28 protein-coding genes are annotated in these 24,325 nt (G+C 43.2%); 2 read left to right on the plus strand and 26 right to left on the minus strand.

The annotated features are described in order from the left end of the window. Window positions 1-21 precede the first annotated feature (21 nt). From DWZ93_RS13065 to DWZ93_RS13095, 7 genes are all read right to left on the minus strand, one after another. The gene (locus DWZ93_RS13065) at window positions 22-801 is read right to left on the minus strand and encodes a tRNA1(Val) (adenine(37)-N6)-methyltransferase (RefSeq protein WP_118453193.1); all 780 of its coding nucleotides are present in this window, start codon (window positions 799-801) and stop codon (window positions 22-24) included. Next, window positions 794-1,702, minus strand: coding sequence for a PSP1 domain-containing protein (locus tag DWZ93_RS13070; RefSeq protein WP_118383242.1), 909 nt, complete (start codon window positions 1,700-1,702; stop codon window positions 794-796). Before DWZ93_RS13070 ends, DWZ93_RS13065 begins: the two co-directional genes overlap by 8 nt. Next, window positions 1,703-2,695 (minus strand): DNA polymerase III subunit delta', encoded by a 993-nt coding sequence (gene holB, locus DWZ93_RS13075; protein ID WP_118383243.1) that lies wholly within the window; start codon window positions 2,693-2,695, stop codon window positions 1,703-1,705. Beyond that, a complete protein-coding gene (locus DWZ93_RS13080) occupies window positions 2,682-3,269 on the minus strand; it encodes a guanylate kinase (protein WP_118383244.1) in 588 nt (195 codons plus the stop codon). Before DWZ93_RS13080 ends, holB begins: the two co-directional genes overlap by 14 nt. A gap of 46 nt (window positions 3,270-3,315) precedes the next feature. Further along, window positions 3,316-4,764, minus strand: a complete 1,449-nt coding sequence (locus DWZ93_RS13085; RefSeq protein WP_118453194.1) for an aminotransferase class I/II-fold pyridoxal phosphate-dependent enzyme — start codon at window positions 4,762-4,764, stop codon at window positions 3,316-3,318. A 128-nt stretch (window positions 4,765-4,892) separates the two neighbouring features. Further along, entirely contained in the window at window positions 4,893-5,744 is an 852-nt protein-coding gene (locus DWZ93_RS13090) for an MgtC/SapB family protein (RefSeq protein WP_118453195.1), read from the minus strand. A gap of 160 nt (window positions 5,745-5,904) precedes the next feature. Further along, complete coding sequence (locus DWZ93_RS13095; RefSeq protein WP_118453196.1) at window positions 5,905-6,600, minus strand: 5'-methylthioadenosine/adenosylhomocysteine nucleosidase; 696 nt, start codon at window positions 6,598-6,600, stop codon at window positions 5,905-5,907. A 162-nt stretch (window positions 6,601-6,762) separates the two neighbouring features. Here DWZ93_RS13095 and DWZ93_RS13100 point away from each other — a divergent pair, with 162 nt between their 5' ends. Continuing rightward, window positions 6,763-7,005, plus strand: coding sequence for a TIGR03905 family TSCPD domain-containing protein (locus tag DWZ93_RS13100; protein WP_118383248.1), 243 nt, complete (start codon window positions 6,763-6,765; stop codon window positions 7,003-7,005). 366 nt (window positions 7,006-7,371) lie between these two features. On the opposite strand, the gene DWZ93_RS13105 is transcribed toward DWZ93_RS13100, so the two are convergent. Both DWZ93_RS13105 and DWZ93_RS13110 read right to left on the minus strand, forming a co-directional pair. Further along, entirely contained in the window at window positions 7,372-7,860 is a 489-nt protein-coding gene (locus tag DWZ93_RS13105; protein WP_118453197.1) for a DUF6147 family protein, read from the minus strand. Between the two features lie 68 nt (window positions 7,861-7,928). Next, entirely contained in the window at window positions 7,929-8,801 is an 873-nt protein-coding gene (locus DWZ93_RS13110; protein WP_118453198.1) for a DUF4367 domain-containing protein, read from the minus strand. Window positions 8,802-8,876: 75 nt separating this feature from the next. Here DWZ93_RS13110 and DWZ93_RS13115 point away from each other — a divergent pair, with 75 nt between their 5' ends. After that, window positions 8,877-9,944 (plus strand): undecaprenyldiphospho-muramoylpentapeptide beta-N-acetylglucosaminyltransferase, encoded by a 1,068-nt coding sequence (locus DWZ93_RS13115; protein ID WP_118453199.1) that lies wholly within the window; start codon window positions 8,877-8,879, stop codon window positions 9,942-9,944. Between the two features lie 70 nt (window positions 9,945-10,014). Here DWZ93_RS13115 and DWZ93_RS13120 read toward each other — a convergent pair whose 3' ends face one another. The 17 genes from DWZ93_RS13120 to DWZ93_RS13200 form a co-directional block, all read right to left on the minus strand. Continuing rightward, on the minus strand, window positions 10,015-10,566 hold the full coding sequence (locus tag DWZ93_RS13120; RefSeq protein ID WP_118453200.1) for an RNA polymerase sigma factor: 552 nt from the start codon (window positions 10,564-10,566) through the stop codon (window positions 10,015-10,017). A gap of 62 nt (window positions 10,567-10,628) precedes the next feature. Beyond that, the gene (locus DWZ93_RS13125; protein WP_118383252.1) at window positions 10,629-11,045 is read right to left on the minus strand and encodes an HIT family protein; all 417 of its coding nucleotides are present in this window, start codon (window positions 11,043-11,045) and stop codon (window positions 10,629-10,631) included. A gap of 78 nt (window positions 11,046-11,123) precedes the next feature. After that, on the minus strand, window positions 11,124-11,930 hold the full coding sequence (locus tag DWZ93_RS13130) for a DUF6382 domain-containing protein (RefSeq protein ID WP_243061293.1): 807 nt from the start codon (window positions 11,928-11,930) through the stop codon (window positions 11,124-11,126). Window positions 11,931-11,943: 13 nt separating this feature from the next. Continuing rightward, on the minus strand, window positions 11,944-12,399 hold the full coding sequence (locus DWZ93_RS13135; RefSeq protein ID WP_118453201.1) for a TadE/TadG family type IV pilus assembly protein: 456 nt from the start codon (window positions 12,397-12,399) through the stop codon (window positions 11,944-11,946). A gap of 15 nt (window positions 12,400-12,414) precedes the next feature. Then, window positions 12,415-12,912 (minus strand): prepilin peptidase, encoded by a 498-nt coding sequence (locus tag DWZ93_RS13140; protein WP_118453202.1) that lies wholly within the window; start codon window positions 12,910-12,912, stop codon window positions 12,415-12,417. After that, on the minus strand, window positions 12,900-13,562 hold the full coding sequence (locus tag DWZ93_RS13145) for a pilus assembly protein (protein ID WP_243061294.1): 663 nt from the start codon (window positions 13,560-13,562) through the stop codon (window positions 12,900-12,902). The genes DWZ93_RS13140 and DWZ93_RS13145 overlap by 13 nt, the downstream gene beginning before the upstream one ends. 259 nt (window positions 13,563-13,821) lie before the next feature. Next, window positions 13,822-15,213: a DUF5702 domain-containing protein gene (locus tag DWZ93_RS13150; RefSeq protein WP_118453204.1), complete on the minus strand. Its 1,392-nt coding sequence runs from the start codon at window positions 15,211-15,213 to the stop codon at window positions 13,822-13,824. Then, window positions 15,194-15,385, minus strand: a complete 192-nt coding sequence (locus DWZ93_RS13155; protein WP_118383273.1) for a Flp1 family type IVb pilin — start codon at window positions 15,383-15,385, stop codon at window positions 15,194-15,196. The genes DWZ93_RS13150 and DWZ93_RS13155 overlap by 20 nt, the downstream gene beginning before the upstream one ends. Window positions 15,386-15,473: 88 nt before the next feature. Next, the gene (locus DWZ93_RS13160) at window positions 15,474-16,748 is read right to left on the minus strand and encodes a type II secretion system F family protein (RefSeq protein WP_243061295.1); all 1,275 of its coding nucleotides are present in this window, start codon (window positions 16,746-16,748) and stop codon (window positions 15,474-15,476) included. Beyond that, window positions 16,685-17,494, minus strand: a complete 810-nt coding sequence (locus DWZ93_RS13165; protein WP_243061296.1) for a type II secretion system F family protein — start codon at window positions 17,492-17,494, stop codon at window positions 16,685-16,687. The genes DWZ93_RS13160 and DWZ93_RS13165 overlap by 64 nt, the downstream gene beginning before the upstream one ends. Beyond that, the gene (locus DWZ93_RS13170; protein ID WP_118383259.1) at window positions 17,388-18,599 is read right to left on the minus strand and encodes a CpaF family protein; all 1,212 of its coding nucleotides are present in this window, start codon (window positions 18,597-18,599) and stop codon (window positions 17,388-17,390) included. The genes DWZ93_RS13165 and DWZ93_RS13170 overlap by 107 nt, the downstream gene beginning before the upstream one ends. Then, on the minus strand, window positions 18,541-19,497 hold the full coding sequence (locus tag DWZ93_RS13175) for a hypothetical protein (protein WP_147364677.1): 957 nt from the start codon (window positions 19,495-19,497) through the stop codon (window positions 18,541-18,543). The genes DWZ93_RS13170 and DWZ93_RS13175 overlap by 59 nt, the downstream gene beginning before the upstream one ends. Window positions 19,498-19,752: 255 nt before the next feature. After that, window positions 19,753-19,962, minus strand: a complete 210-nt coding sequence (locus DWZ93_RS13180) for a pro-sigmaK processing inhibitor BofA family protein (RefSeq protein WP_118453207.1) — start codon at window positions 19,960-19,962, stop codon at window positions 19,753-19,755. Between the two features lie 101 nt (window positions 19,963-20,063). Continuing rightward, the gene (locus DWZ93_RS13185; protein WP_118383262.1) at window positions 20,064-20,552 is read right to left on the minus strand and encodes a deoxycytidylate deaminase; all 489 of its coding nucleotides are present in this window, start codon (window positions 20,550-20,552) and stop codon (window positions 20,064-20,066) included. A 50-nt stretch (window positions 20,553-20,602) separates the two neighbouring features. Next, window positions 20,603-21,652, minus strand: coding sequence for an L-threonylcarbamoyladenylate synthase (locus tag DWZ93_RS13190; RefSeq protein ID WP_118453208.1), 1,050 nt, complete (start codon window positions 21,650-21,652; stop codon window positions 20,603-20,605). Window positions 21,653-21,696: 44 nt separating this feature from the next. Continuing rightward, window positions 21,697-22,380, minus strand: coding sequence for an N-acetylmuramoyl-L-alanine amidase family protein (locus DWZ93_RS13195; RefSeq protein WP_118453209.1), 684 nt, complete (start codon window positions 22,378-22,380; stop codon window positions 21,697-21,699). 108 nt (window positions 22,381-22,488) lie between these two features. Continuing rightward, entirely contained in the window at window positions 22,489-24,285 is a 1,797-nt protein-coding gene (locus DWZ93_RS13200) for a glycosyl hydrolase family 18 protein (RefSeq protein WP_118453210.1), read from the minus strand. Window positions 24,286-24,325: the final 40 nt, after the last annotated feature.

Genomic DNA, 24,325 nt, shown 5'->3' on the forward strand with positions numbered 1-24,325 from the left:
ATCTTTTACTCTGCCGTTCTGCTATCTCTCTTCCCGGCTCTTCTTCATATCGCCGTACATAGCCAGTACTTCTTCTGTATAACTTCCATCCTGTTCATATACGATCAGCGGTGCTTCCACCTGCATCCGTGGTCTGCTATTCTTCATGCCTTCAATCAACACCATACTCGGTTCCTTATCGACTCTGGAATATACGAGACGCATCCGCTTCGGTTCCAGCTTTGCCCTGCACATCTCACACATGATTTCCGGCAGCCGGAATGGACGATGAACCATATAGAATCTGCCCTTGTCTTTCAATAACTTCGCACTCTGTTCTACCACATCCTGCAGTGTGCAGTACACTTCATGTCTGGCAATGTACTTGGCTTCGTTGTCATTTTTCAGACCATGCTCTCCGATCATATACGGAGGATTTACCGTAATAACTTCAAAAGAGGCTGCGCCATACAGGGCTGCCGCCTCTTTGATATCTCCGGTCTTTATCTCGATTTTCTGTTCCAGATCATTATACTGCACACTCCGTCTCGCCATATCCGCGCTGGCTTCCTGAATCTCCAACCCGCCGTAAAATGCGCCCTGATTCTTGGATTCCAGCAGAATCGGAATCACACCGGTTCCGGTTCCAAGATCCAATGCTTTCTCGCCACGCTTCACACGGGCAAAAGACGACAGCAACACTGCATCAATACCAAAACAGAATCTGGACGGATCCTGGATCAGATAATATCCGCCCGTCTGCAGATCATCCAGACGCTCGCCTGGATGGATCAGCTCATTCTTATCGTATTCTCTACTCATCGTTTAATTTGGATGCTCCATTCTTCTCTTCCAGACCTCTGAGTTCCTTCATTTCTTCCTTAGAAACACGATTATTCTTTCTGCGGCGCGGTTTGAATCGAAGTTCATCCACTTTATAATCACGAACTTCCTTTTCGTCATTATCCAGTGATACAATAACCTTAACCGTCTGACGCAGTACATTTACCGACTGTACTTCTCCCTTCAGCTTCTCCGGTGTGGTCACATAGTCGCCGATAGATGGTAAATGACTGTTCAGCTCTTCGTATGTCTCTTCCTCATTGGTCAGACAGCACATCAATCGTCCACACACACCTGAAATCTTAGTCGGATTCAATGACAGATTCTGCTCCTTCGCCATCTTGATCGATACCGGTGCAAATTCTGTCAGATAAGTATGACAGCACAGCGGTCTTCCGCAAATGCCAATGCCTCCGCGGATCTTTGTCTCATCGCGGACGCCAATCTGCCGCAATTCGATTCTGGTGCGGAATACACTTGCCAGATCCTTTACCAGTTCGCGGAAGTCGATACGTCCATCCGCGGTAAAATAAAACAGTACTTTGTTATTATCAAATGTATATTCTGCATCGATCAGTTTCATTTCCAACCCGTGCTTGCGGATCTTTTCCTGACAGATCTTAAATGCCTCTTTTTCCTTTTCCCGGTTCTTTGCCTCTCTCCGCACATCATCCTGTGTGGCAATTCGGATAACCGGTTTCAATGGCTGGGATATCTGATCATCCGGCACCTCTTTTATACCGGTCACCACTGAACCAAACTCCACGCCACGCGCAGTCTCTACGATTACTTTATCTCCCGCTTTCAGTTCCAGTCCTCCTGGCGAGAAGAAATAGATTTTTCCTGCCGTGCGGAATCTTACTCCAATTACTTTTATCATTTAGCCGTTCTCCTTTATTGTAAGACACAGAAGCTCCATAACCAGCTCGAAATTAACATTCGCATCCAGTCTGGTCTTCGCCTTTTCAAGACTTTCCAGTATCAGCTCGATACCTTCATATGAACTTCTGGTCGCCTGCTCCTTGATGCTGGATACCTGATCCTTAAATACAATCTCATTCACATCTTTGGTCGCCTTATATAATAACACATCTCGATACCATATCATAATAATATCCAGATAATCATTGATTTCTAATTTATATGTCTGACATCTCTTGATCGCTTTTTCGATCTCGCTGATTTCCATATCATGGATATATTTCAAAAGCTGTACTACTTCATCACGGATCTCCCCGAAATGTTCGGACTGTGCCAGCATGATTGCTTTGCCCATATTGCCCTGTGCAAATGCTGTACAGATATCAGCCTTGTAATCCGGTACTTCCAGCTTCTCCATCAGGTATTTGCGGATCAGCTTATCGCGGATATTGCGCAGCTTCAACATGACACATCTGGAAGTGATGGTCGGAAGAAGCTTCTCTGCATTCTCAGTCAGAAGAAAGATCACCGCATACTCCGGTGGCTCTTCCAATGTCTTCAGCAATGCATTCTGCGCCTGCGTCGTCATCAGATCTGCCTCCGGCACAATATAAATCTTATATGGTCCCTGATACGGCTTGATCTCAATATCGTTATTCAGCTGTGTACGAATGTCATCCACACTGATCGTATTCGGCTTCTCATGCTGCACCCAGATTACATCCGGATGATTGCCACTATCTGTCTGTTTGCAGGAATGACACTTGTTACAAGGCGAACTTCCCTGTTCCTCACAAAGCAGCGTCTCTGCAAAAAGCGTTGCCAGCATCTTCTTACCCGAACCACGTTCTCCGTTTAGAATGTACGCATGAGAAACCTTATTGGCGTTCACTGCGTTCTGAATATATTCGATAATATTTTTATGTCCTACTACGTCCTTAAAGCTTCCCATTGCACATCACTCCTGTTATCTCATTTAGACATGTCTCCATGTCCGTATTTCTATATCTTTTATCTATCCCGAGACGCTTCAGATTCTCCTCGCAGAAATCTTCTTCATCCGCAAGAAATCTCCGACACATCTCTTTATACTTTGGAACTGCCTGTCTGCGCTCCCGTTCCAGTGCTCTTGCAAGCCGTTCCCCATCTTCCACTTCTATATAGATCGGAACCAGATGCTCCGCACCATAATATTCCCGGATCTTCTCATAGGTCTCCAGTGTGCCGATCAGCAGATAATCACCTTGCTCCAGGTCAATCTGACCGTCATCTACGGTAAAATATTTCCAGATACCATGTACCGTGTTATATGCCCGAAGCTCCACGATCTTACCGTCTGTTTCCAGCTCGGCAAGCTGCTTATCATCCACGAAATGATATTCCACTCCGTCCTGCTCGCCTTCCCGGATCGGTCTGGTCGTATACGGCACTACCCTGTGTATCTGCGGCAGTCGCTCCAGAACCTTCTGATACAGCGTATCCTTTCCTGATGAACTTTTCCCCATCATGCAATATATCTTCCCCATGTCTGATCCTCATTCTCTTGTGTATCTTACTATATCTACAGTCATTTTACCAGTTTTTTTGCACTCGCAGATAATCGTCTTTTTCTAATCCCTCTATGGAAAATCCTACTTTTCGGTAATCTTGCAGCAAGCTTACCGCCTCTTCTGTCACCTGTTCACCCGGCACGATCAACGGACTTCCCGGCGGATAAAGATAGGCATATTCCACTGATATTCTGCCCACACTCTCTTCCCATAATACCATCTCGGTCTCTTCCAATGGAATTTCCAGAGCCCTGGCACTGTTCATGACCTGCGGATTCTTAGGGAGTCTTCCCATAGCATCCTCCATAGCTTCCACCACATCATTCAGCGCCATCTGTTTGCCCACGTTCATCTGCTCATTTTTCAATCCAATCTCGCTGTCTATCTCCAGAAATGCCTTTACTAATCTCTGAAAACCTTCATCCGTATCACTGACCGACGTCATTGCAATCACATAAGTCCCTGCCGCCATCTCCATCTGCAAATGGTATTTCACACGCAAAATGCGATACAGTTCCCTTCCACTAAGGCCAACTCCCTTCGCCGATACGACAATCTTAGACCAATCATAATGCTCCGTCTCCAAAAGCTTCAAGTACTTCATCTGCTTCAGCTGCGCCCGGGCTTCCTGCAATCTCTTCACATACGGTACAAACATCTCGTCTCGTTTTTCTGCCAGCAGATGCACGCAGTTATCGATCGACGCCATCAACACATACGAAGGGCTGCTGGACTGCAGCATATCCAGATAACGGAAGATCCGTCTGCGATCTGCAAGTTCACCCTGTACATGCAAAATAGCTGTCTGTGTAAGCGACGGCAGTGTCTTGTGAACGCTGTGAATTACCACATCAGCTCCTTTTGCCAGTGCATTTTTATCAAAATACGGATGAAATCCCAGATGTGCTCCATGTGCCTCATCCACGATCAGTGGAATACCATATGCATGCACCACTGCGGCAATTCCTTCCACATCAGAAATCACGCCATCATATGTCGGAGACACGATTACCACAGCGCGTATGTCCGAATGCTCCATAAGCGCAGTCTTCACTGCGCTTACAGAAATATAAGTATTCAGATGTAAATCCTCATCAAATTCCGGATACAGATAGACCGGATTTAATTCATTCAGATAGACTGCGTGATAGACTGATTTGTGGCATTGTCTGGCAAATAATATCTTATCGCCCTTCTTCGTGCAGCCAAGTATCGCACTCAGGATTCCTACTGTACTTCCATTCACCAGAAAACGGCTTTCTTCCGCGCCGTACACTCTGGCTGTCAGCTCCTGCGCATCTTTCAGAATTCCACTTGCGTGATGAAGATCATCAAACCCTTCAATCTCCGTGATATCGATTCCAAATGGAAGATTGTCGCCCCAGGATGCCTGTCTCTTATGCCCCGGCATATGGAATCCATAATAATCCGATGCCTGGTAAGCACTCAATCTGTCATATAATCTCTCCATATTACCATCCTTATTCTTATGATGAACTTTTTATCTATTTTACCAGTTTACATACCTTATATCAAGATATGCCGTCTAATTTGTCTCGCATTTGACTCTCCACTTTCAAGAAGATCTTCTTCTCATTATCATGCCAGATATTCTTCCAAAATTTCCCGAATCAACACTTCCTTAGATACATTTTTATCCTGCCTTGCAGATGCCGGCTTTGTCACAGGCTCCCTTGCAGGCTCTCTTGCAGAAACTTTCTCTGCTTCTCTTTTAGGGACTTTCTCTGCTTCTCTTTCAGGGATTTTCTCCGCTTCTCTTATGGTTTCCCTTATGGAGTCTCTTGGCGGTTCCTTTACCGGTATATTTTCAGACATCAGTTCCGGAATAGGCTCCTGTTTCATTTCCTGCTTCTTCTCTGGCATAATCTCCGGTACTGATTCTTCTTCGTATTTTGGCATACTCTTTTCCCGGCTCTTTTCGTATTTGCGCGCACAGAAATTATCCAGATAATCTACCATATATGTGCGTATTGCCTGCAGACGATAATTCTCATCTACTGACACCCGCAGTGCAAATAAAATAACACCTGCGGCCAGTCCAAATGCGCCATTACGCAGTACCTGATCATTCATTCCATGAAGCATGTATTCTCCAAATGCTGCCAATACACCGATTGCCGCACAGATCCACGCCGTCCCCTTTTCTAATCTTCGCCAGCTGTGAAGTGATAATCCTGCAATCCGGTATTCATATATGTATTTCTCCACAAACACTTCCACATTCTGCACGCGATCACTTACCATGCATGCATGCTCATATTTTGCCCGGATCAGGCGCATCAACGGATGCGTACTTTTCCCCATATTTGCTGCCGCCCATACCAGTTTCTTAAGCGTCAGCCCTGTAATAATTTTACTGATCAGCCCGATCGATGCCACAGCCCCCAGCAACACAAACTGCAAATGCCTGTCCATTATCATTTCCAACATAATAAATGCCCTCCTTCTTTGTTTCGATTATACTCGAAACGCCGAACGAGGGCGAAAAAAACGTTCTTCATATTTCGCATAGAGTTCTGCGAGTTTTCTCATATTCTGTCAGGCTTGTCCATCTCTGTCAGATCTGGTCACCTCGCATTCAGCCATAACGCTACGCAAGCTTTGTCATTAATTTCTCCACAAGTCGTACACTGTGGGCAATTGCTTTCTTCTCAAAAGTCGGATAGTCCTCAGATGCACTGCCATCTGCCTTGTCCGAAATAGCACGAATAATGACATACGAAATGTCATTGAGGTATGCAGTATGCGCAATTGCAGCTCCCTCCATCTCCGTACACAGTCCGCCAAAATTACTGCGGATCTTCTCTTTCACTTCATCAGAAGCAACAAACTGATCTCCGCTTACCACTCTTCCGGTAAATGTATGAATATCCGGATTCGCTTCCTCATTCGCCTCTACTGCCAGGCGAATCAGCTTCTCATCTGCCGGAAACGCCAGAATATCCATTCTCGGCACTTCTCCCAACGGATAACCAAATGCAGTTGCATCCATATCATGATGAAGTGCATCGGTAGAAATCACCATATCTCCAATATCAATCTTTGCATCCAGCGAACCCGCGATTCCTGTATTAATCAATGTATCTACATGAAATTCCGATGCCAGAATCTGTGCACACACTGCTGCATTGACCTTACCAATACCGCTGCGCACCACAGTCACCTCTTTACCTTCCAGCTTACCTGTCACAAATTGCATAGAAGCCCGGTCTGTTACCTTCTCCACTTCCATCTTCTCTTTTAACGCTGCTACTTCTTCATCCATAGCTCCGATAATACCGATCATGTCTCATCCTCCTTTTCTATCTCCGCTAGTATACCATGTTTTTCATGACGACTCTATAATTCTGTGCACATTTTTACTCTGGTATTTTCTATCTGCTTCTGTTATAATTCCGATAGTCTTTAATCAAGACTCAATATTAATTATGATAGGAGGATTTAAGATATGCAGTATAAAACACGCGGCACCTGTTCACAGCTGATCAATCTGGAGCTGGACGGTGATGTAATAAAATCAGTAGAATTCATCGGTGGATGTGACGGCAATCTGCAGGGCATCTCAAAACTGGTAACCGGCATGAAGGCCGAAGATGCCATCAAGCGTCTGGAAGGAATCCAGTGCGGATTCAAGCCAACATCCTGTCCGGACCAGCTCGCAAAAGCACTTCGTCAGGCATTGGCACAGTAAGCATTCATAAATACGTGTAACCTGATTTAAGGAAAAGAGACCGTCTCCCTCGGTCTCTTTTCCTTTTTCGTGCTGTTTACTGTTCACTTTTGTCTCTCCACTTCCAAAAGCCACAGCAGCACTTTTCCATATTCAGTTTTCATTAATACAAGAACAGATGACGCTGCCAGGCTCTCCGGCTGTTCTGTCCACCTATGATTCGGGGCGGCCGCATATATCCCTACGACCTGATATGTTGTGTGGAACCCAGAGAATCTGTCTCCTGTTTGTTCTCTACTATCCTCATAGACTTCCGTTACAGCTTTCCTACCAGAACTTATGCATCAACGTCAGGAACCTGCGGTTCCTGTGGGGAATGTGACGTCACTATGGCTCCTCCACATATAGGCCATCCGTAAATGAACTACTCATGTCTCCATCCGCGGAATGAATACATTTCACTCGGTAATACCAATCGCCCTCTACTTCCAGTTTCTTACTGGTACTTACAAGATCTGCATCGGTATTCTCCTTATGCCAGGTCTCTACAACTTCCCATTCCTCGTCTTCCCACTTTGCGCGTTCCACGATAACGGTAATCTGTATCGACTTACAGGTATGTTCACCGATAGTCGTTCCACCAGCATAAATCACACCCGCCTTGACTTTACGTATCTTCGAATAACCTACCTGAAGGTTTTCCCCTCTTGTAATCTTAGTATCTGTGCCTGTAGATTCAGTTTCATTTGTCAAATAGGAACCATCCAACATAGGCCTGTTGTCAGATGCTTCTGCTGACATACCGGTACTTGTACTCAGCAGTAAACAGATGAGCATTGAAAATGCACAGATTGTAGATATCGCTCGTTTCTGCATAATATTCTCCGCAGCTACCAACTCTTCTCATATATATAGACAACCGAACTTGCAAAACCTGTCGTTTTTTAGGAAGGAAAATGTAATTTTTTCAAAATTTCTTCAAAATCTGCTTTTTCTATAGTTCCTATCAACTGATAATAAACTCCCTGATACTCAAATGTTGCCGAATATCTCTTTTTTTTACTCTCAGGTAATTCATATTCCATAACTTTTGCCTTGAGTTTTCCTTTTTCCAAAGTATAACTATCTGTTATAGCATCTTCTAAATCAACTCCAATTAATTCCTCGTAATAAGATGAACTCATTACATAAGACACATTTGCACTACCATTTTTATAAAGCAACTGCGCCATTTCCATATCTTCATCAATTTCACAATATGAATACTTCATATTCTCATCAAATCGTACAACTCTCACTGGATCAAATCCCAACTGATCTCTTATCTCTTGATATGCTTGTTCTTCCGCTTCATTATCTATCGTTTTTGCTCTCTTCTTTGAATTATTTACCTTGGACACCTGCCTGTCTCCAACAGCCTGTTCCACCATCTCCACGATTCTCTTTGGTCCACCTACTCCTGTTGTCCCTATTCCTATCACAAGCACCAATACTGCTGCCGCAGCTGTGATCCGCTTCCGGTGATGTCGTCTTTTTGCTCTGGATTTTTCCTCCTCTTTCTCTTTTCTCCGCTTCTGTAACTCTCTGCCCAGACGTAGTGCTTCCTGGTCTTCTTCTGACAAGCCCTCCATCGCCGAATCTTCCGAATCTGCATCTTCATGACCTGGGATCATCGCGTAGATTTTCCGTTCCATTTCTTCACTCGGCTCCGCAGACATTGCCTCTGGATCCGCTTCCACCATTTTTATAATTTCTTCTGCGTCCTTGTCGATTCCTTCCCATATTCTCTTTTCGTAATCGTTCAAATGCTCTTTCATAACTTCCTCTTTTCACTTGACCATCGCACTCCCCTCGTTTACAATTACTTTATTGATATTGATTGGAGGCGCACTATGAAACGTATTATCTTAACCGGCGGCGGCACTGCCGGGCACGTCACGCCGAACATTGCTCTGCTGCCGCGTCTCAAAGAACTGAACTATGATATTCACTATATCGGTTCATATAACGGAATTGAAAAGGAGCTGATCGAACAGCTCGGTATCCCATATCACGGGATCTCTTCCGGTAAGCTGAGACGTTATTTCAGTCTTCGTAACTTCACAGATCCTTTCCGTGTACTCAAGGGTTTCCGTGAAGCACATCGATTAATTAAATTACTAAAACCGGATGTAATCTTTTCCAAAGGCGGCTTCGTATCTGTTCCGGTCGTATTCGCCGGAAAGAAATGCAAGGTTCCAACGATTATTCATGAGTCTGATATGACTCCGGGACTTGCGAATAAGCTGTCTATTCCGTCAGCTACAAAAGTGTGCTGTAACTTCCCGGAAACAGTAGAATTACTTCCGGCAAGCAAAGCGGTACTGACTGGTTCTCCGATTCGACAGGAATTGCTGTCAGGAGACCGCCAGCATGCACTCGACTTTACAGGGCTGACAGACGGTAAGCCTGTAATTCTTATCATCGGTGGAAGCCTCGGCGCTGTAGCAGTAAATGAAGCTGTCCGTCGTATTCTTCCGGTATTATTAAAAGATTTTCAGGTTATTCATCTGTGTGGCAAAGGTAAGCTCGACCCTTCACTGAACGCATTGGATGGTTACGTACAGTATGAATACATCAAAGATGAACTGAAGGATCTCTTTGCATTATCAGATATTGTTATCTCACGTGCCGGAGCTAATGCAATCTGCGAACTGCTTGCACTGCGTAAGCCGAATCTTCTGATTCCACTTTCTGCCAATGCCAGCCGGGGAGACCAGATCCTGAATGCACGTTCATTTGAACGTCAGGGATTCAGCGCCGTAATGGAAGAGGAAGAGATCACCAATGAGAAGCTTCTGGATACAATTCATGAGCTTTTCCAAAACCGTGATCGCTATATCTCAGCTATGAAGAGCTCTAACCAGCAGGATTCCATCGATATGATCATTGATCTGATCGAGTCTGTTGCACGTGCATAATTTTTTAAACTGTAAAGATATTTTTATTGTATAAGTACAGAAAAAGGTGTCAGTCTGACACCTTTTTCTGTTAAGTATTAATGTGGTCAAACTCGTCTTTATATTTTTTTCTGATCCAATCCTTGATTCTTGTCAACGTACTCATCACTGCATTCAAAGACATTCCCATACGGTCAGCTATCTCCTGTCTAGGCATCTCATTACAATATGCATATACTGCCAGATTATACCATTTCCGCTTTTTGGTCTTTAGTGCCGCCAATATCCTGCATGCACATTCGATTTCATCTTTCTCACGTAAAGTTCCAAAAAATTGTTCTTCCGGATCTTCTTCGTACCCAAGATAGTCTTCCATCGTTTCTTTCGCCCATAGCAGTCTTTCATAGCTTATATGTTTTACGTGATTCACCGCAACGTTCCTGGCTGTCGTCGCCAGCCAGCTCCGTACGTTTGTCACACGACCGGTTTCTGAAAAAATGTAATATCTGCCAAAGACCACCTGTGAAATGTCTTCTGCCTCTTCTCTATTGCAGGTATAATGATACGCTATACGGAATACCATTTTATGATATTCCTCATATACAGCATCGAATCCATTCTTTTTTTCGGACTCTATTCCCACTATTAATTCCCTTATTTCTCATTGCTTCATAACATTGTCTACGAATATATTCCTATATTCCGCTATTCTGTCTCTTTTACCTTCTTCAGGACTTCATCTCTGACTTCATCCGTGAGTTCACCTGCATTCCACATTGGAAAAGCATTATCGCCTTCGTATCTTGGAATCAGATGCATATGGTAATGGAACACTGTCTGACCCGCAGGTTCCTCATTATTCTGAAGTACATTGAATCCATCACAGTTCAGTGCTTTCTTCATTCTTGTAACCATCTTCTTCGCAAGAATGATAGACTTTCCTGCCGTCTCCTCCGGAATCTCATACAAATTCGCATAATGCTCCTTCGGCAAGATCAAAGCATGTCCCTTTGTTGCCGGACCAAGATCCAGAATTACACGGAACTCTTCATCCTCATACAAGGTAGCAGATGGAATCTCTCCATTTGCAATCTTACAAAAAATACAATTACAGTCTTTCATAACAATTACCTTCTTTCCTTATATTTACGATTCGTCGCTGTCTCCTCTATATTGTAATTCTATGATATCAGTATAACATCATAATTCGTCTTCATCAATATAGATTCCGTCCCAGTCCCCCCATCTCGGCCGCTTATGGCGATTTAAAAATTTCTTTACAGGATTCCAGAGATTGTCCGTCTCTTTCATAATTTTACTGCCCATCTCCTGCCTTGTGATCCAGTCATGTTCCTCTGTGTCATATGTGTGTGTACTTTCCTGATACACATCGTCCTCTTTTGTATCCCATATCTCCGTTTGTGCTTTAGTAATTGCTTTGTCAACTTTTATATTTCTATTCTTTTCTTCTAATTCGCTTAGACTTTCTATGATTCCTGTAAGACTGTAATTTTCTCTCATTGTTTCTTTATGAAGCAAAAACGCAGTCTGGACACTGGCTATATCCTGATAATCAGTCCATTGTACAAAATATTCCATTAACTTATGAAAGCTTTCCCGAATCGTACCATCATACTGTGGCATATAACAAAAATGAAATTCACCGTTCTTTTCAAAAATCATTTCCGGTTCCAGCAGGATTCTATTTGAGTTCAGTAAATAACGTTCCACATCCCAAATTGTTTCCTGCATTTTTGATAGAAACTTTTTCATCTCTTCTTTAGTAATCTTGTCCTGCCGATATTTATTTTTCATTGATACCAGCCCCGTAATTTCATATTCGTATACGGTCATTTCTCCCTCACCGCGTATAGCAACAGGCAGCACTCCTTTTATCTGATTCATCTGCAGCATCCGTATCTGATAATCTGCTTCCGTAATGCCCGGAACACAAATGCGCAACAATGTTTTATTCAACTCGCTTTTTACTTCTGTATGTATTTCCATTTGTTCCTTCTTTCTAGTATCTTTTCAATCCTAATTTTCGATAACTTCTTATCTTTTCTTCTGGTTTTGTAATGCTTGAAGACTCCGCGACCGAAAGCTTCATACGACCTTTTGTTGCATCTGCTGTAATCGTAATCTGGTCTTTGTTAACTTTTGCATTTACACTTGGATTGCCAAATACAATACATTTTCCCCTGATCCGTTCTTCAAAAATTGTTGACACTACGGTTTCTGTTACTTCATCCTTTTCTCTGACCTTTGTTCCGGCAATTGCTGCCGTTTCGTGTGCGGCAGCCGCTGTAAGTGCCTTATCATGATAATAAAATATTCCCATAATGCTCAGAAAAAATATCATTAATATAAAAGGCACAATATATGCCATTTCTACTGTAAACATTCCATTCAATTCCATTGTTCTAATTTTTGCAAGTTTTCCTTCATTTTTGTATATTTTATAATTTCTTTTCATCCATACCTCGTTTTCTTATGCATTTGCAGCCATCATTATCTCCGTCAGCCATACGGCTATATATCCAACTGTAATAAGCGGAACCAGAGGTATTGACGTTCGCTTTTTGAATCGACTTCGCGCCAGTATAATCCCTGCTACCACTGCTGTTAACATCCAGGTCATCACTAACAGTTCAAGCATATTCCAGATTCCCAGATACCCTCCCAGAATACACATCAACCAGCTGTCTCCATATCCCAGACCCTCTCGTGTTGCTTTACTGATTACGATAAAAAGCGATCCGATCACCAGACCTGCCAGATATGATTTCCATGCTCCGGAGCCCACGGTAACCACAGCTATACCACTCTCAATTCCGGTTATTAAAGCACAGCCTATAAGTGCAATCACAGATACTTTATGCTCCTGTACATCTTTATAAGCCATGAATACTAATGCCAGACATACCATCATTCTGCCAATAACCTGGAACCAACCGTATTCCATCAGATATATATTTATTTGCTGCATTTTGTACATGCTCCTTTCCCTACTGCCTCTGATACAGGAATCGCATATACCGTTCGTTTAAGTCCACTACAACTTAATGAATTATGATAACGATTGCCATAGTCTGTCAGATATACCTGCGAAGCCGCACTTCCATGCACACATCTATCGCAGGGATGATATTTTTCCTGATCATTGTTACGCAGGTCATCCACCGTTCCTGCATTGACTGTTCGAATAGATAGTTCCAGATAATTGCAATGATAATCCCGATGGTATACCATGCCTGTCTCCGTAATGTACACGGTCTCATTATCCTCTTTATCCCAGAATGCCGACTGATAACCATTCCATCCTTTCATCCGCATAGTTTCTTTCATATGAACCGACTTTGCTGCAAATACAGGTATCGGAAGCTTCACCTGATAAGTCACTTCCATTTCCAGAATGCCTGTCAACATCGACATACGTGAATTCTGACAGCTGATTCCACTGCTTCCATTTACGACAATGCTTCGTTCCAATCGTTCACTGCCAATTGCCCTGACAATATCTGCCTCCAATGCGGACGGTGAGACCATCTGTGTCAGATAGCAATCTTCTGCCGCGCGTTTTGCCGCATATTGCATTCCATTACGCACACTGGTGCGTATGGACATTACTTCCATCATGTAAAAAAGAGCTAAAACCGCCAGAAAAAACAATGGAATTGCAAATGCCGCCTCTATTGTAATAGATCCTTTTGTTGCTAAAAGGCAGAAGGATGTCCTCTGGTTTTCAGTTTGTTCATTTGTTTTTGTATTGTGATACGAGGGATTCACAGAGTAATTCATCATATGCCTTGAGGGAGGCATCATAGAGAGCATCTCCTTTCTATATATGCAAAAAAGATTGTTACTATATCCCAAAGGACATCCTTCTGCCTTTCAGCTATTGATAAGTATAATAAGTGTTAAATGTATAAGTGATTCCTCTTCGAAGCCGCACCGTCGAGGCCACTTCCATCCTGTAAACGCAATGATCTGCACGAAACCACGTAAGTCCCTTTTCGTTACGCATGCATAGTTCTATCAGATCTTCAGTCCGAAGAATCAGGTTTGTTTTATTTTCCAGAAGAAGCAATCCTCGTAGATAGCCCTTATAATCCAGACCTTCTTCTGCATCTACTCCTTCTCCATGGTCATCCTCAGTTCCAAGTGTCATAAGCCCGGCAAGCGACAATTGCCATGTCTCCGTACTTTTTACTAACGGTACTTTCCCACCTTTCATAAGACTTCGAAGATCCATAACACTTTCCCCCAGTGCCCACGCTAACAGCAATGCCTGTGCTACCGCTTCACTTGCCACCGGAAGTGCAATCAGACTACATAGTGTCAGAGCAAGACTCTGCGCCTCCGCCTGTTTTGCTGCATCCTGCTGAAGGAACGCATAATTAGGCGCAAACCGAAGCATCAATAAACGTTTTAATACTGCATTCAGATTCTCCCGGTCGCTCTTCTCCCCGGCAAGCAGATACTCCATTTCATACTTCAGTGTGCCATCTGCCCCATCTTCCTCCACTGCTGTATCAAAATGCCCTAAAAGATATTCATTCAACAGCATCTTCGATAAAGACTCCTGTTTTGCCTTGTCACTGAAATCTCCATATCCACGCTGAAGGGTCCTTCCTGATACCAAAGTATCGGACGTCACACTGGCATCAGATACTTCTTTCCCCTCTGGCATTACAAGTTCAGTCAACGGAGTAGATGCAACTCTCTGCATATTGGAAAGCGGATTATTCTCTGTCGGAAGCTCCTGTTCATTCTCCGACAGAATCCCCGCCAATTCTTCATTTACACGATCCTCTATCTTAACCGACTCTTCCGCTTCATCTGCCCGCTCTTTCCAGACATCCTCATCCTCACCGAAAGGATTCAATGAACTAAGACCATACTTACTTTTCATATATTTCGCTATCTGATCCTCTAATGCTGCGCCATTATAATCCGTCAACAATTGCACCCGTTTCATTGTCTGTTCCATGCCGGATGCTCCATAATAAGACAACCGGTCAAAAATTCTTTCCTCACTATAATCACTGCTCTCATAAGAAGCATCCAGCACAAACAGATCAAACTCTTCCAGCATATCCCGCTGATATTCCGCAAATACTGATTCCATGGCACAGTTCATATCTGCTCTCCGATAACTTTTGGCAGATTGCAGGGACGCACTTTCCATCATGCTTCCGGTAAATCCAACCAGTAGCACAAAGATTAATGCCAGAAATGCTGTTACCTCACCACGTTTCTTTTCTGATTTATATGCCGGAACTTTCACTGGTAATTTTCTCAAATATCGTATTTACAAGACTGGTAAGCTGCGACTTAAAAATGATTACCAGACCAATCAGCACAACAAGGATCAGAATAACTTCCACCACACCGATCCCCTTCTCATCGCACAGGATGTCCGTGATCCTCTTTTTTAATTGAAACCCCTTCCATCTCATTCGGTACAACTGTTTCTTTATCATACGTATTCTCCTTTCTTCACATCCAAGCTTCCTTGCCTCTAATCGTCTTTACATCTGGGTGTCCTTACATTTGAATAGATAAAAATGCCGGAACTATAACAATAAGAAGTACCATCGCAAGCATCATAAACATTGGTAGCAAAAGCTTAGTTCCTGCCTCTTCGCCCCTTTTCTTCGCAGCAGCTTTACGTTCTTCAAATGCCTGATCGGCTTCTGTCCGAAGCAGTTCTGATAAACCTTTGCTTCCTTTTCGCAGATTCTGTGTAAGCAACGCAGCCAACTTCCGATATGCTTTTAACCCACATCTTTTCCCAAACTGTTCGTACGACTCCAACTCTGTTACTCCACTCTGCATCTCGTTGCATGTCTTCGCCATTTCTTCATAAGCAAAACGGATTCCCCGATAATTTTTCTGCTTCTCATAATCGGTTACAATCTTCTGCCAGGCACTTTTTACTGTGATTCCTGCTCCCAAAAGTAGCGTAAGTTTATCCGTTATCTCCGGATAATCTAACATCATCTGCTGCTTTGTCTCCTGATCTTCTTTTTGACGATTCTGCCGGTCTAATGCCAGCAACAGTATACATATCATCGGTCCTAACGCTAACACATACCATCCCCGGAGATTCTGAGGATTACGAAGCACTATCGTATTACCATCTATCTGTGTCGGAATCTTGAATTCTGACTTCTGCCTGGAAGACTCCTCCTGTTTTCTCAGTTCTTCTGTCACAAGCAAGACTGTTTTCTCATCATTATCATCTAGTGGCGGATATATTTTTACTGCCATTTCAGTTATTGCACGCTTCGTCTCATCCTGCTTATATATCAGACAGGCTTTCAGGTTCACCAGAACTCCTTCCGGTTCTTTCATCAGATTTTCTTCATTCAGAACACCATATACACTGATCACATCATAGCGATCAATCTCCCACTCTACGCGAACAGGAATGTCTGGAATTTCCTTGATCAGATTCAGGTCATACCGCACATTGTCCAGATTTTTATTCTGTCCAAGGATTCGATCACCAAGGTTTTCTGTCTCCTGATCGAAGACTTTCTGAAGTTCTTCATCTGAATAATTCCTTTCCTGAACCGTAATCCTCACTTTGTCTTTCTGACGTATACCGTTTACTATCAATTGAAGTTCCATTGTTATACTTCCATGTCCACTGCTTTCTCTGGGGATACTCGTCACCGATTTCGTTGCCTCTCTCTGATCTGTCACAAGCAGTATCACTGCCAATACGCAGCTTCCAATGACGATTCCCAGCATCAGACTTCGATATTTACAATCTTTTCCCCAAGCAAATATGCGCCGAAATATATTGCCAGACATGCTGTCATCACTCCTATTCCTGTCGGATTCCCATATAGTATCTTCATAAATTCCGGAAAACTGAATTTCATATAAGCAATCATCACAAAGGGAATTACTGCCATGACTTTAAATTCGTATTTTCGTGCCGCAAGCATCGTCTCTATCTCAGCTCTTACCTCCAGCTTGTCCCGGATCTGCCCGGCTGTATTGCGAATAATACCAATCATATTACCTCCGCTTCTTCTCGCCATAACAAATACATTTACAAAGTTCCTGACGTCCTCCTGCTCTACACGCTCTGCCCATTCTTCCAAAATCCGTTCTGCCGGAATCTGCAGATAAATCTGGCGAACCATATGCGTAAATTCTCTTTGTATGGCCGTATCCTCCTTATAAAGTATACTTAGATCCTTTTTTGTTTCTTTCATAGCATTTTCAATCGAATATCCTACCTGAAGTGATGCCGCAAGTGACTGTATTGCCTCCCGAAACTGCTCCTGAAATTCTCTTCGTTTCTGATTAATCTTATCCACTTCCCAGTGCAAAAAATACCAGACACCAACAGGTGTTAAAATGATAAATGCGATTTTTGATTCATAGAACAGATACGCCAAAAGCATTTGAAGTGACACAGTTTTGAATAATGCTGATGCATATTCAGAGCGTCTGATATCCTGCCGAAAATAACTTTTCCGTATTTGCAAGATCCTGAACTTTCTTCCACTTGCCGGCAATTCTTCCATGTTCTCTGCCTGTTTCTTCAAACTGGTACAAAATCCTTGTATCAATTTCTTCCCCGTTATAATCCATCACCTCTACAATCTCCAGAAGCTTTCTGCTTTTATCCCAAAGTCTTCCAATATGAATAATGATATCTATCGCCGATGCAATCTGTCTCTGAATAGCTGCCAGTGGTACGTCCATCCCCATAAGCACCATCGTTTCCAATCGCCTGAGCATGTCCTTTGGACTATCCGAATGCCCGGTACTCAAACTACCTTTATGTCCTGTTGACATCGCCTGCAGCATATCAATGGTCTCAGGTCCGCGGACTTCTCCGACAATGATGCGGTTAGGACGCATACGAAGTGCCGAGCGTATCAGCTCACGAATCGTGATCTCGCCAATGCCTTCCACATTGGCATTCCGGGCTTCGAGCCGCACAAGATTCGGAACATCCAGTATCTGCAATTCTGCGTTGTCCTCGATCGTAATGAGACGTTCTTCCTTTGGAATATACTGAGAGAGTGCATTCAAAAGTGTCGTCTTACCGGAGCCGGTTCCTCCGCTGATAAATATGTTATATCCGGACACAACCAGTTTTTTCAGCACTCCTGCTACTTCCTCGCTCAGAGCCTCCAATTCTACCAGCCTGTCCATCGTAATCTGTTCTTTCGGAAACTTACGGATCGTAACTACCGGTCCATTCAACGCCACCGGATACAGCACCACATTAACACGCGAGCCGTCAGCAAGTCTGGTATCTACGATCGGCGATGCCTCATTTACCAGACGGTTCGTCCCAGCCACAATCTGCTGAATCACATCATCCAGTTTGTCCCGAGATACAAAATGCCTGTCCGTCAAATACAGCCGTCCATGCTTTTCTACAAATATATTCTGCACTCCATTGATCATAACCTCTGTAATCTCATCATCCTCAATCAACTCCTGCAGCAAATCCAACTTGCGAAACGCATTGAAAAGCTCCTTCCCAAGTCTTGCCTTTTCTTCCAACGGAATATATTCCACCGCACTTTCTTCTTCCAGCACACAAAATATCAGTTCCTGTAATTCTTCATCCTCTACTTCACGAGACAGATCCAGCCGCCCCAGTATTTTTGTTTTTAATGCTTCTTCTGACGTCACAGCGAATCATCCTTTCCCATAAACTGCCGTACCCATGTCGGCAAAGTGTTTCCTCGTACTGACAGAGCTTGGAAACAGCCAACCTGTCTCCGGAAGTCATCATATAGACCTGGTCACAACTTTGTAAAATGTCAAAGATTCCCTGAATACAGTCACCTATATCCAGAATCAACACATCGTAAATACTTCGTTCCAATATTTCCCGAAGCAGCCATAGCCATTCCTCTGTTGTCACTGTTTTCAGATCCTCTGGGTATGTCACCGGAGGAATATAATCCATCCCAGACATCTGCTGTACCAACGTAGTTATTAAGAGTCCCGGATTACCGGTCTCCTGTTTTGCATAATACAAAAGCATCGACAGATTCCTTTCCTTTTCGTCTGCAAAATGACCACCTATTCCGGCATATGGTTCCATATTCAGATACAGAACATTCGATTTCTTCGCAAGCTGTATACCATTCTTAATCGCCTGTGAGGTCTGTCCCAGTCTACGTATCGGACTATAATATCCGATCAGCTGACCTCTGTTCTTTTTTCTCACAGCCCACAGATCTCCCATTCCACTCGCAGTCAATCCATCAACCAGACAGGTATAGATGGCATCTGCTGACTGATAACGGTAGATCCGGGGCTTATGATCCGGAGGTGCACTTGTCTCAAAGACCGACAGATACATCACTTCCTGGATTGAATCCAATACTCCTTCCGTGAATTTCATATTTTCATCTGCCAGCAGAATATCAATCTTCGTATCCCGCCTCATTGACAGTACCTGCTCCGGGCTCTCACAGATCTTTACCTGTAATGACAGGTCTCTTTTCCCGCCAAGGTACTCGGCAAGACGAGCAGCATATTCCGTTTCTGCATCGCAAATGACTAAATTTTTTCCACTCACCATCATCCTCCCTCCTTAAATTAATTTACATAAAACATTTCTGCTTAGTCTTTTCCTCCTTCTGTACTTTTCCATTTTTCAGTTACTTCTGTTTTGATTTCTGATCGACCTGATCAGATCACGAAACATAATCAGATTTTTCAACTAGATTCAACAACTCAGATACAAGTTTATGTAACTTGTAAGATGTATTATATTCTTACTTTTCGCAAAAGTCCACCACTTTTTTAAGAATATGTAAACATTGTATATTTTTCACAAAATGTGATATACAGAAATACCATAAAGCAACGCAACCCCAGGAATTCCAAGGGTTCCGCTTGTCAAAAAGCTAAATAGATTCATTCCAACCGCAACATTTATCCCCTGATAAGCAAGAAATTCATTTACAAAGAAAATCATACATACACCGACAAATGCGCGCACAAAAAAGTTTACGATAAATCCCGGACGTTTTTCAGACATATATCCTTCTCCATTTCTGTTTTTATTACAGATATATGCTTCCCATACAAAAAAAAGAATGCATCCGCAGACACATTCTTTCTATCACGTTCATTATTTACTTATAATTCTATCTCAATCTTTCTTCCCGACCGCTGATACTGATGATACTTCACTCCCGCCGCATCAAACATCATCATAGACGCCTGCACCCTGCTGCTGCCATCGTATTTGTTGCAGTCATAAATGACCTCTTTAATTCCGCTCTGAATAATTGCCTTGGCACATTCATTGCAAGGGAACAGAGATACATATAATTTCGAGCCTTCCAGACTTCCGCCACGATAATTCAGTATTGCATTCAATTCACTGTGCACTGTGTAGAAATACTTGGTCTTTAGATCATCTTCCCCTTCCCTGACCCATGGAAACATGTCATCAGAACAACCTATCGGGAATCCGTTATAGCCCATAGATAAAATCTTATTATCCTGACTGACAATACAGCATCCCACCTGTGTATTCGGATCTTTCGAACGACTGGCCGACAGCTTGGCAACTCCCATAAAGTACTCATCCCAGCTGATATAGTCTTCTCTTTTTGTACTCATTACGCACCTCCGTTATCTCTATGTTATCTATAATTTCCTCTATACAGGCTCTATACATGAATTACCTGATGACCTGCCGCCTTCAACAGCCGGTTCATGATCGCGCTTCCAATGCCTTCTTCCTGAAATGCTTCACTATATATCACATTGACTCCGTCTGAATCAAATTCACGCAGAACGCCGAACAGACCTGCCGCTATCGTGCGTTCATCCGCCCTCGTTCCAATACACTTAACATCGCCTGCCAGATATTGTTCCATCGTCTCAGCCGTCGCGATAATCCCCGCCCGCATTCCATTTGCTACATGTTCTGCTGTCCGTTCATTAATATAGTTTACCACTGCGTCTGTGTCACCCTCTACAACCGTAAGCTGTGCCTTTGGTGCATAATGACGATACTTCATACCCGGAGCTTTTGGTACTTCTTTACTGTCCGGCTTGATCAATGTATGATCTACTGCAACCGTTCCAACTACACCCTCAAACATTTCTTTGGTAATTGCTCCCGGTCTCAAAATCATCGGTGGATCTACCGTCACATCCAGAATCGAAGATTCCACTCCGATATCCACCGGTCCACCATCCACGATCATATCAATCTTACCAGTCAGATCTTCTTCCACATGCTGTGCAGTCGTCGGGCTCGGTCTTCCTGAAGTATTAGCACTTGGTGCGGAAATGTATCCACCGCCAGCCAATATGAGATCTCTCGCTATCGGATGGTCTGGCATACGAACCGCCACGGTATCCAGTCCACCGGTTGTTCCATGCGGCACCAGGTCACTCTTCTGAAATATCATCGTAAGCGGTCCCGGCCAGTACTTCTCTGCTACTTTTTTCGCTGCTTCCGGAATCTCTGTCACGATCTTCGGCAGATCCTTCATATCTGCAATATGCACGATCAGCGGATTGTCTGATGGTCTTCCTTTTGCGGCATAAGTCTTCATAGCAGCCTCTTCATCCAACGCATTGGCGCCCAGTCCATATACTGTCTCTGTCGGAAATGCAACAAGTCCGCCTTTTTTCAAAATATCTCCGGCCTGGCAAATGATATCTGCTTCCGGATGTTCTTTATTTACTTTCTTAATTATTGTCTTCATTCGTTTCTCTCGCTTTCTTAACCCTCAGTATAACACGCTTTTTTTTATTTTTCCATATAAGCCTTTATTCCTGCCACAATCGCTTCTGCGACTTTTTTTTGATACTCCTCCTGCTTTAATAAACCAGCCTCTTCTGTGTTGGTTAAGAATCCACACTCTACAATAATTGTAGGACTTTCCGTTCGTTTCAGCAGATAATATGTATCATTTGCTTTCGCCTTTCTATGATTCGTATCATCCAATACCAGCAAAGATTCCTGCATGATTTCTGCTGCCTTCTTTCCTTCCCCTGAATGCGTATAATAAAACACCTGTGCTCCTTTAATCTCTTCCTGTGGATAGCTGTTCTGATGAATGCTGACCGTCAGCAATGGTTTCTCTTTGTTAATCTGCTCTACTCTCATTTTCATATCACCGATTTTAGTTTTTTCTCCACTATCTTCTGACAGCATCTCATCCTTTTCTCTGGTCATTACAACTTCAATTTTTTCCTTTTTCAATAACTCTTCCACATATTGCGCGATTGCCAGGTTCACTTCCTTTTCTTCCAATCCATTAATTCCGATCTTTCCGGGATCAGAACCCCCATGCCCGGCATCCACAACCACTTTATTTCCAGCGACATCTTTTACGTTGTCACTCGCCGCATATCTACTTACTTTTCTGCTGGCAAATATCAGCCCAGCTAACAATAACACTGTAATCACCAATTCTATTTTCTGACGCAAAAAAATATCCTCCGATGGCTTATATCAATTAAATATATGCCTCTCGGAGGATATCTATTCATTTCCACTTACCTGTTAATATCAGACCTTACTTTCTTAGCTCTGATATCAGTTCACATACTTAAGGATTACATCCCAGATATCAGATGTCTCCTGTCCCAGACGCCATGCGGCCGAACCCGCCAGATTGTAATCTTTGATAAGCTGCAGCTTAGGTGCCAGCGATTCCGCATCTTCCAGCCATACTTCATAGGTACTTCCGTCGGCTTCCCAGGTCGCATAATTCTGTTTGGTCTTATCATCCCATTCAACAGTGACGCCAGCCTGCTCTACTACGGTCTGTGCTTCTGCCATACCGTACGCTGTACTTTCTACATTCATAGTATAGTCTTCATTATCCGTCCCTTTTGCTTTTGCCAGTTCCGCATCGGTCTTCGGCGTCTCTTTCCACACTCTCGTAAAGAATGGGATACCACTGATCACCTTCTCTGACGGAACTTCTTTGACCGTCTGTTCTACACCATTTTTCACATAATCATAAGATGCCACAGATCCTGCTTCCGGTGAGCCGCCATAATGCTCATCATATCCCATGATGACTACATAGTCTGCAAATACACCCTGCTCTTTTCTGTGATACTGCTGATTATATGCCTGTGGTACATAGTTATCCACAGAGAGTACCAGTCCATTCTGACGGCACTTTACAGACAATTCGCGAATAAACTGAATGTAATGTTCACCGCACTCCTCTGAAATCTTCTCAAAATCTACATTAATACCATCAATGCCCGTCGACAACGCTGTTGAGATAATCTGATTAATGAGATTCGTTCTGCTTGACGTATGGCTGAGCAGTTCATAGGATTCATCATAAGAATTAATGCCTCCGTCAAAATCACGGATTGCCGCCCATACTTCAATATTAGCCTGATGTGCATAGTTCACAACTTCTGTACTGGCAATAGATTCCAGATCACCATCTGTATCTGCCACATGGAACCATGTCGGTGATAATGTAGTAAGTCCTTTTGTCTGTGCGATCAACTGCAGAATGCCGCTGTTAGCATCGGTATTCGTCACATTGCTCCAGGCCATATTAATCGTATAATCTTTGGAAATATTCGTATATTCCGGCTCTTTAAAGTCTCTGGAAATCTTTTCTTTCGTAACATCCTTCAATGATCTCTTGGCAATATAGCCGATAAATCCATCTTCTGTACGAACTTTCTTCCAGTCACCTTCGTCCTCGATCACGCGTACCTTGTCGTTCTTCTTTACTTCTGTAAGAATCGGGCTCTTCACACCACCCTGATACCGTACCTGTGTGTCACGTTTTACCTGAGCCACATCAACACTTCCAGTCTCGGTATTCACCATTACACGACTCGGCTTATCGTATACTTCAAAATCCATATTCGTATACTGCTTAACAAAATCAAGTGCAATATAAGCTGTACTTCCTTCAGTCTTTACAATGACATACTCTTCGCTGTTCTTCTCTTTTCCAACAGAATAATCCTTGCTTCCCACGCCAACAGATACTACTCCATTCGGCAATGTATACAGCAACGTATTCTCATTCGGATCCCAGTAGAATCTTTCATTGATATAATCCCGTACGACGGAATATTCCACATACGTCTTACCGTCCGTAATCATCCCTTTCGGATCTATGATCTGATTATTCACAACAATAGCAAGCTGATTATCATTTTCAACCCCATAATATTTATTCAAATCAGCAGTCTCTTTCGATGGTCCATACTTCTTCCATAATAAAAGCGCTGCAATAGTACCTACTATTAATATGATCAGAATAATCATCTTCAGTAACAGATTACGCTTACGTCTACGGCGTGTCTGTCTCCTTCCCCGTCGTCGTCTTCTTCTCCTCTGATCCATAATCTACCTCCCTGTTATCTTTTTTCATTATACCAACAAA

This window comes from Dorea sp. AF36-15AT, from assembly GCF_003477705.1.
GTDB lineage: Bacteria > Bacillota > Clostridia > Lachnospirales > Lachnospiraceae > Claveliimonas > Claveliimonas ammoniilytica.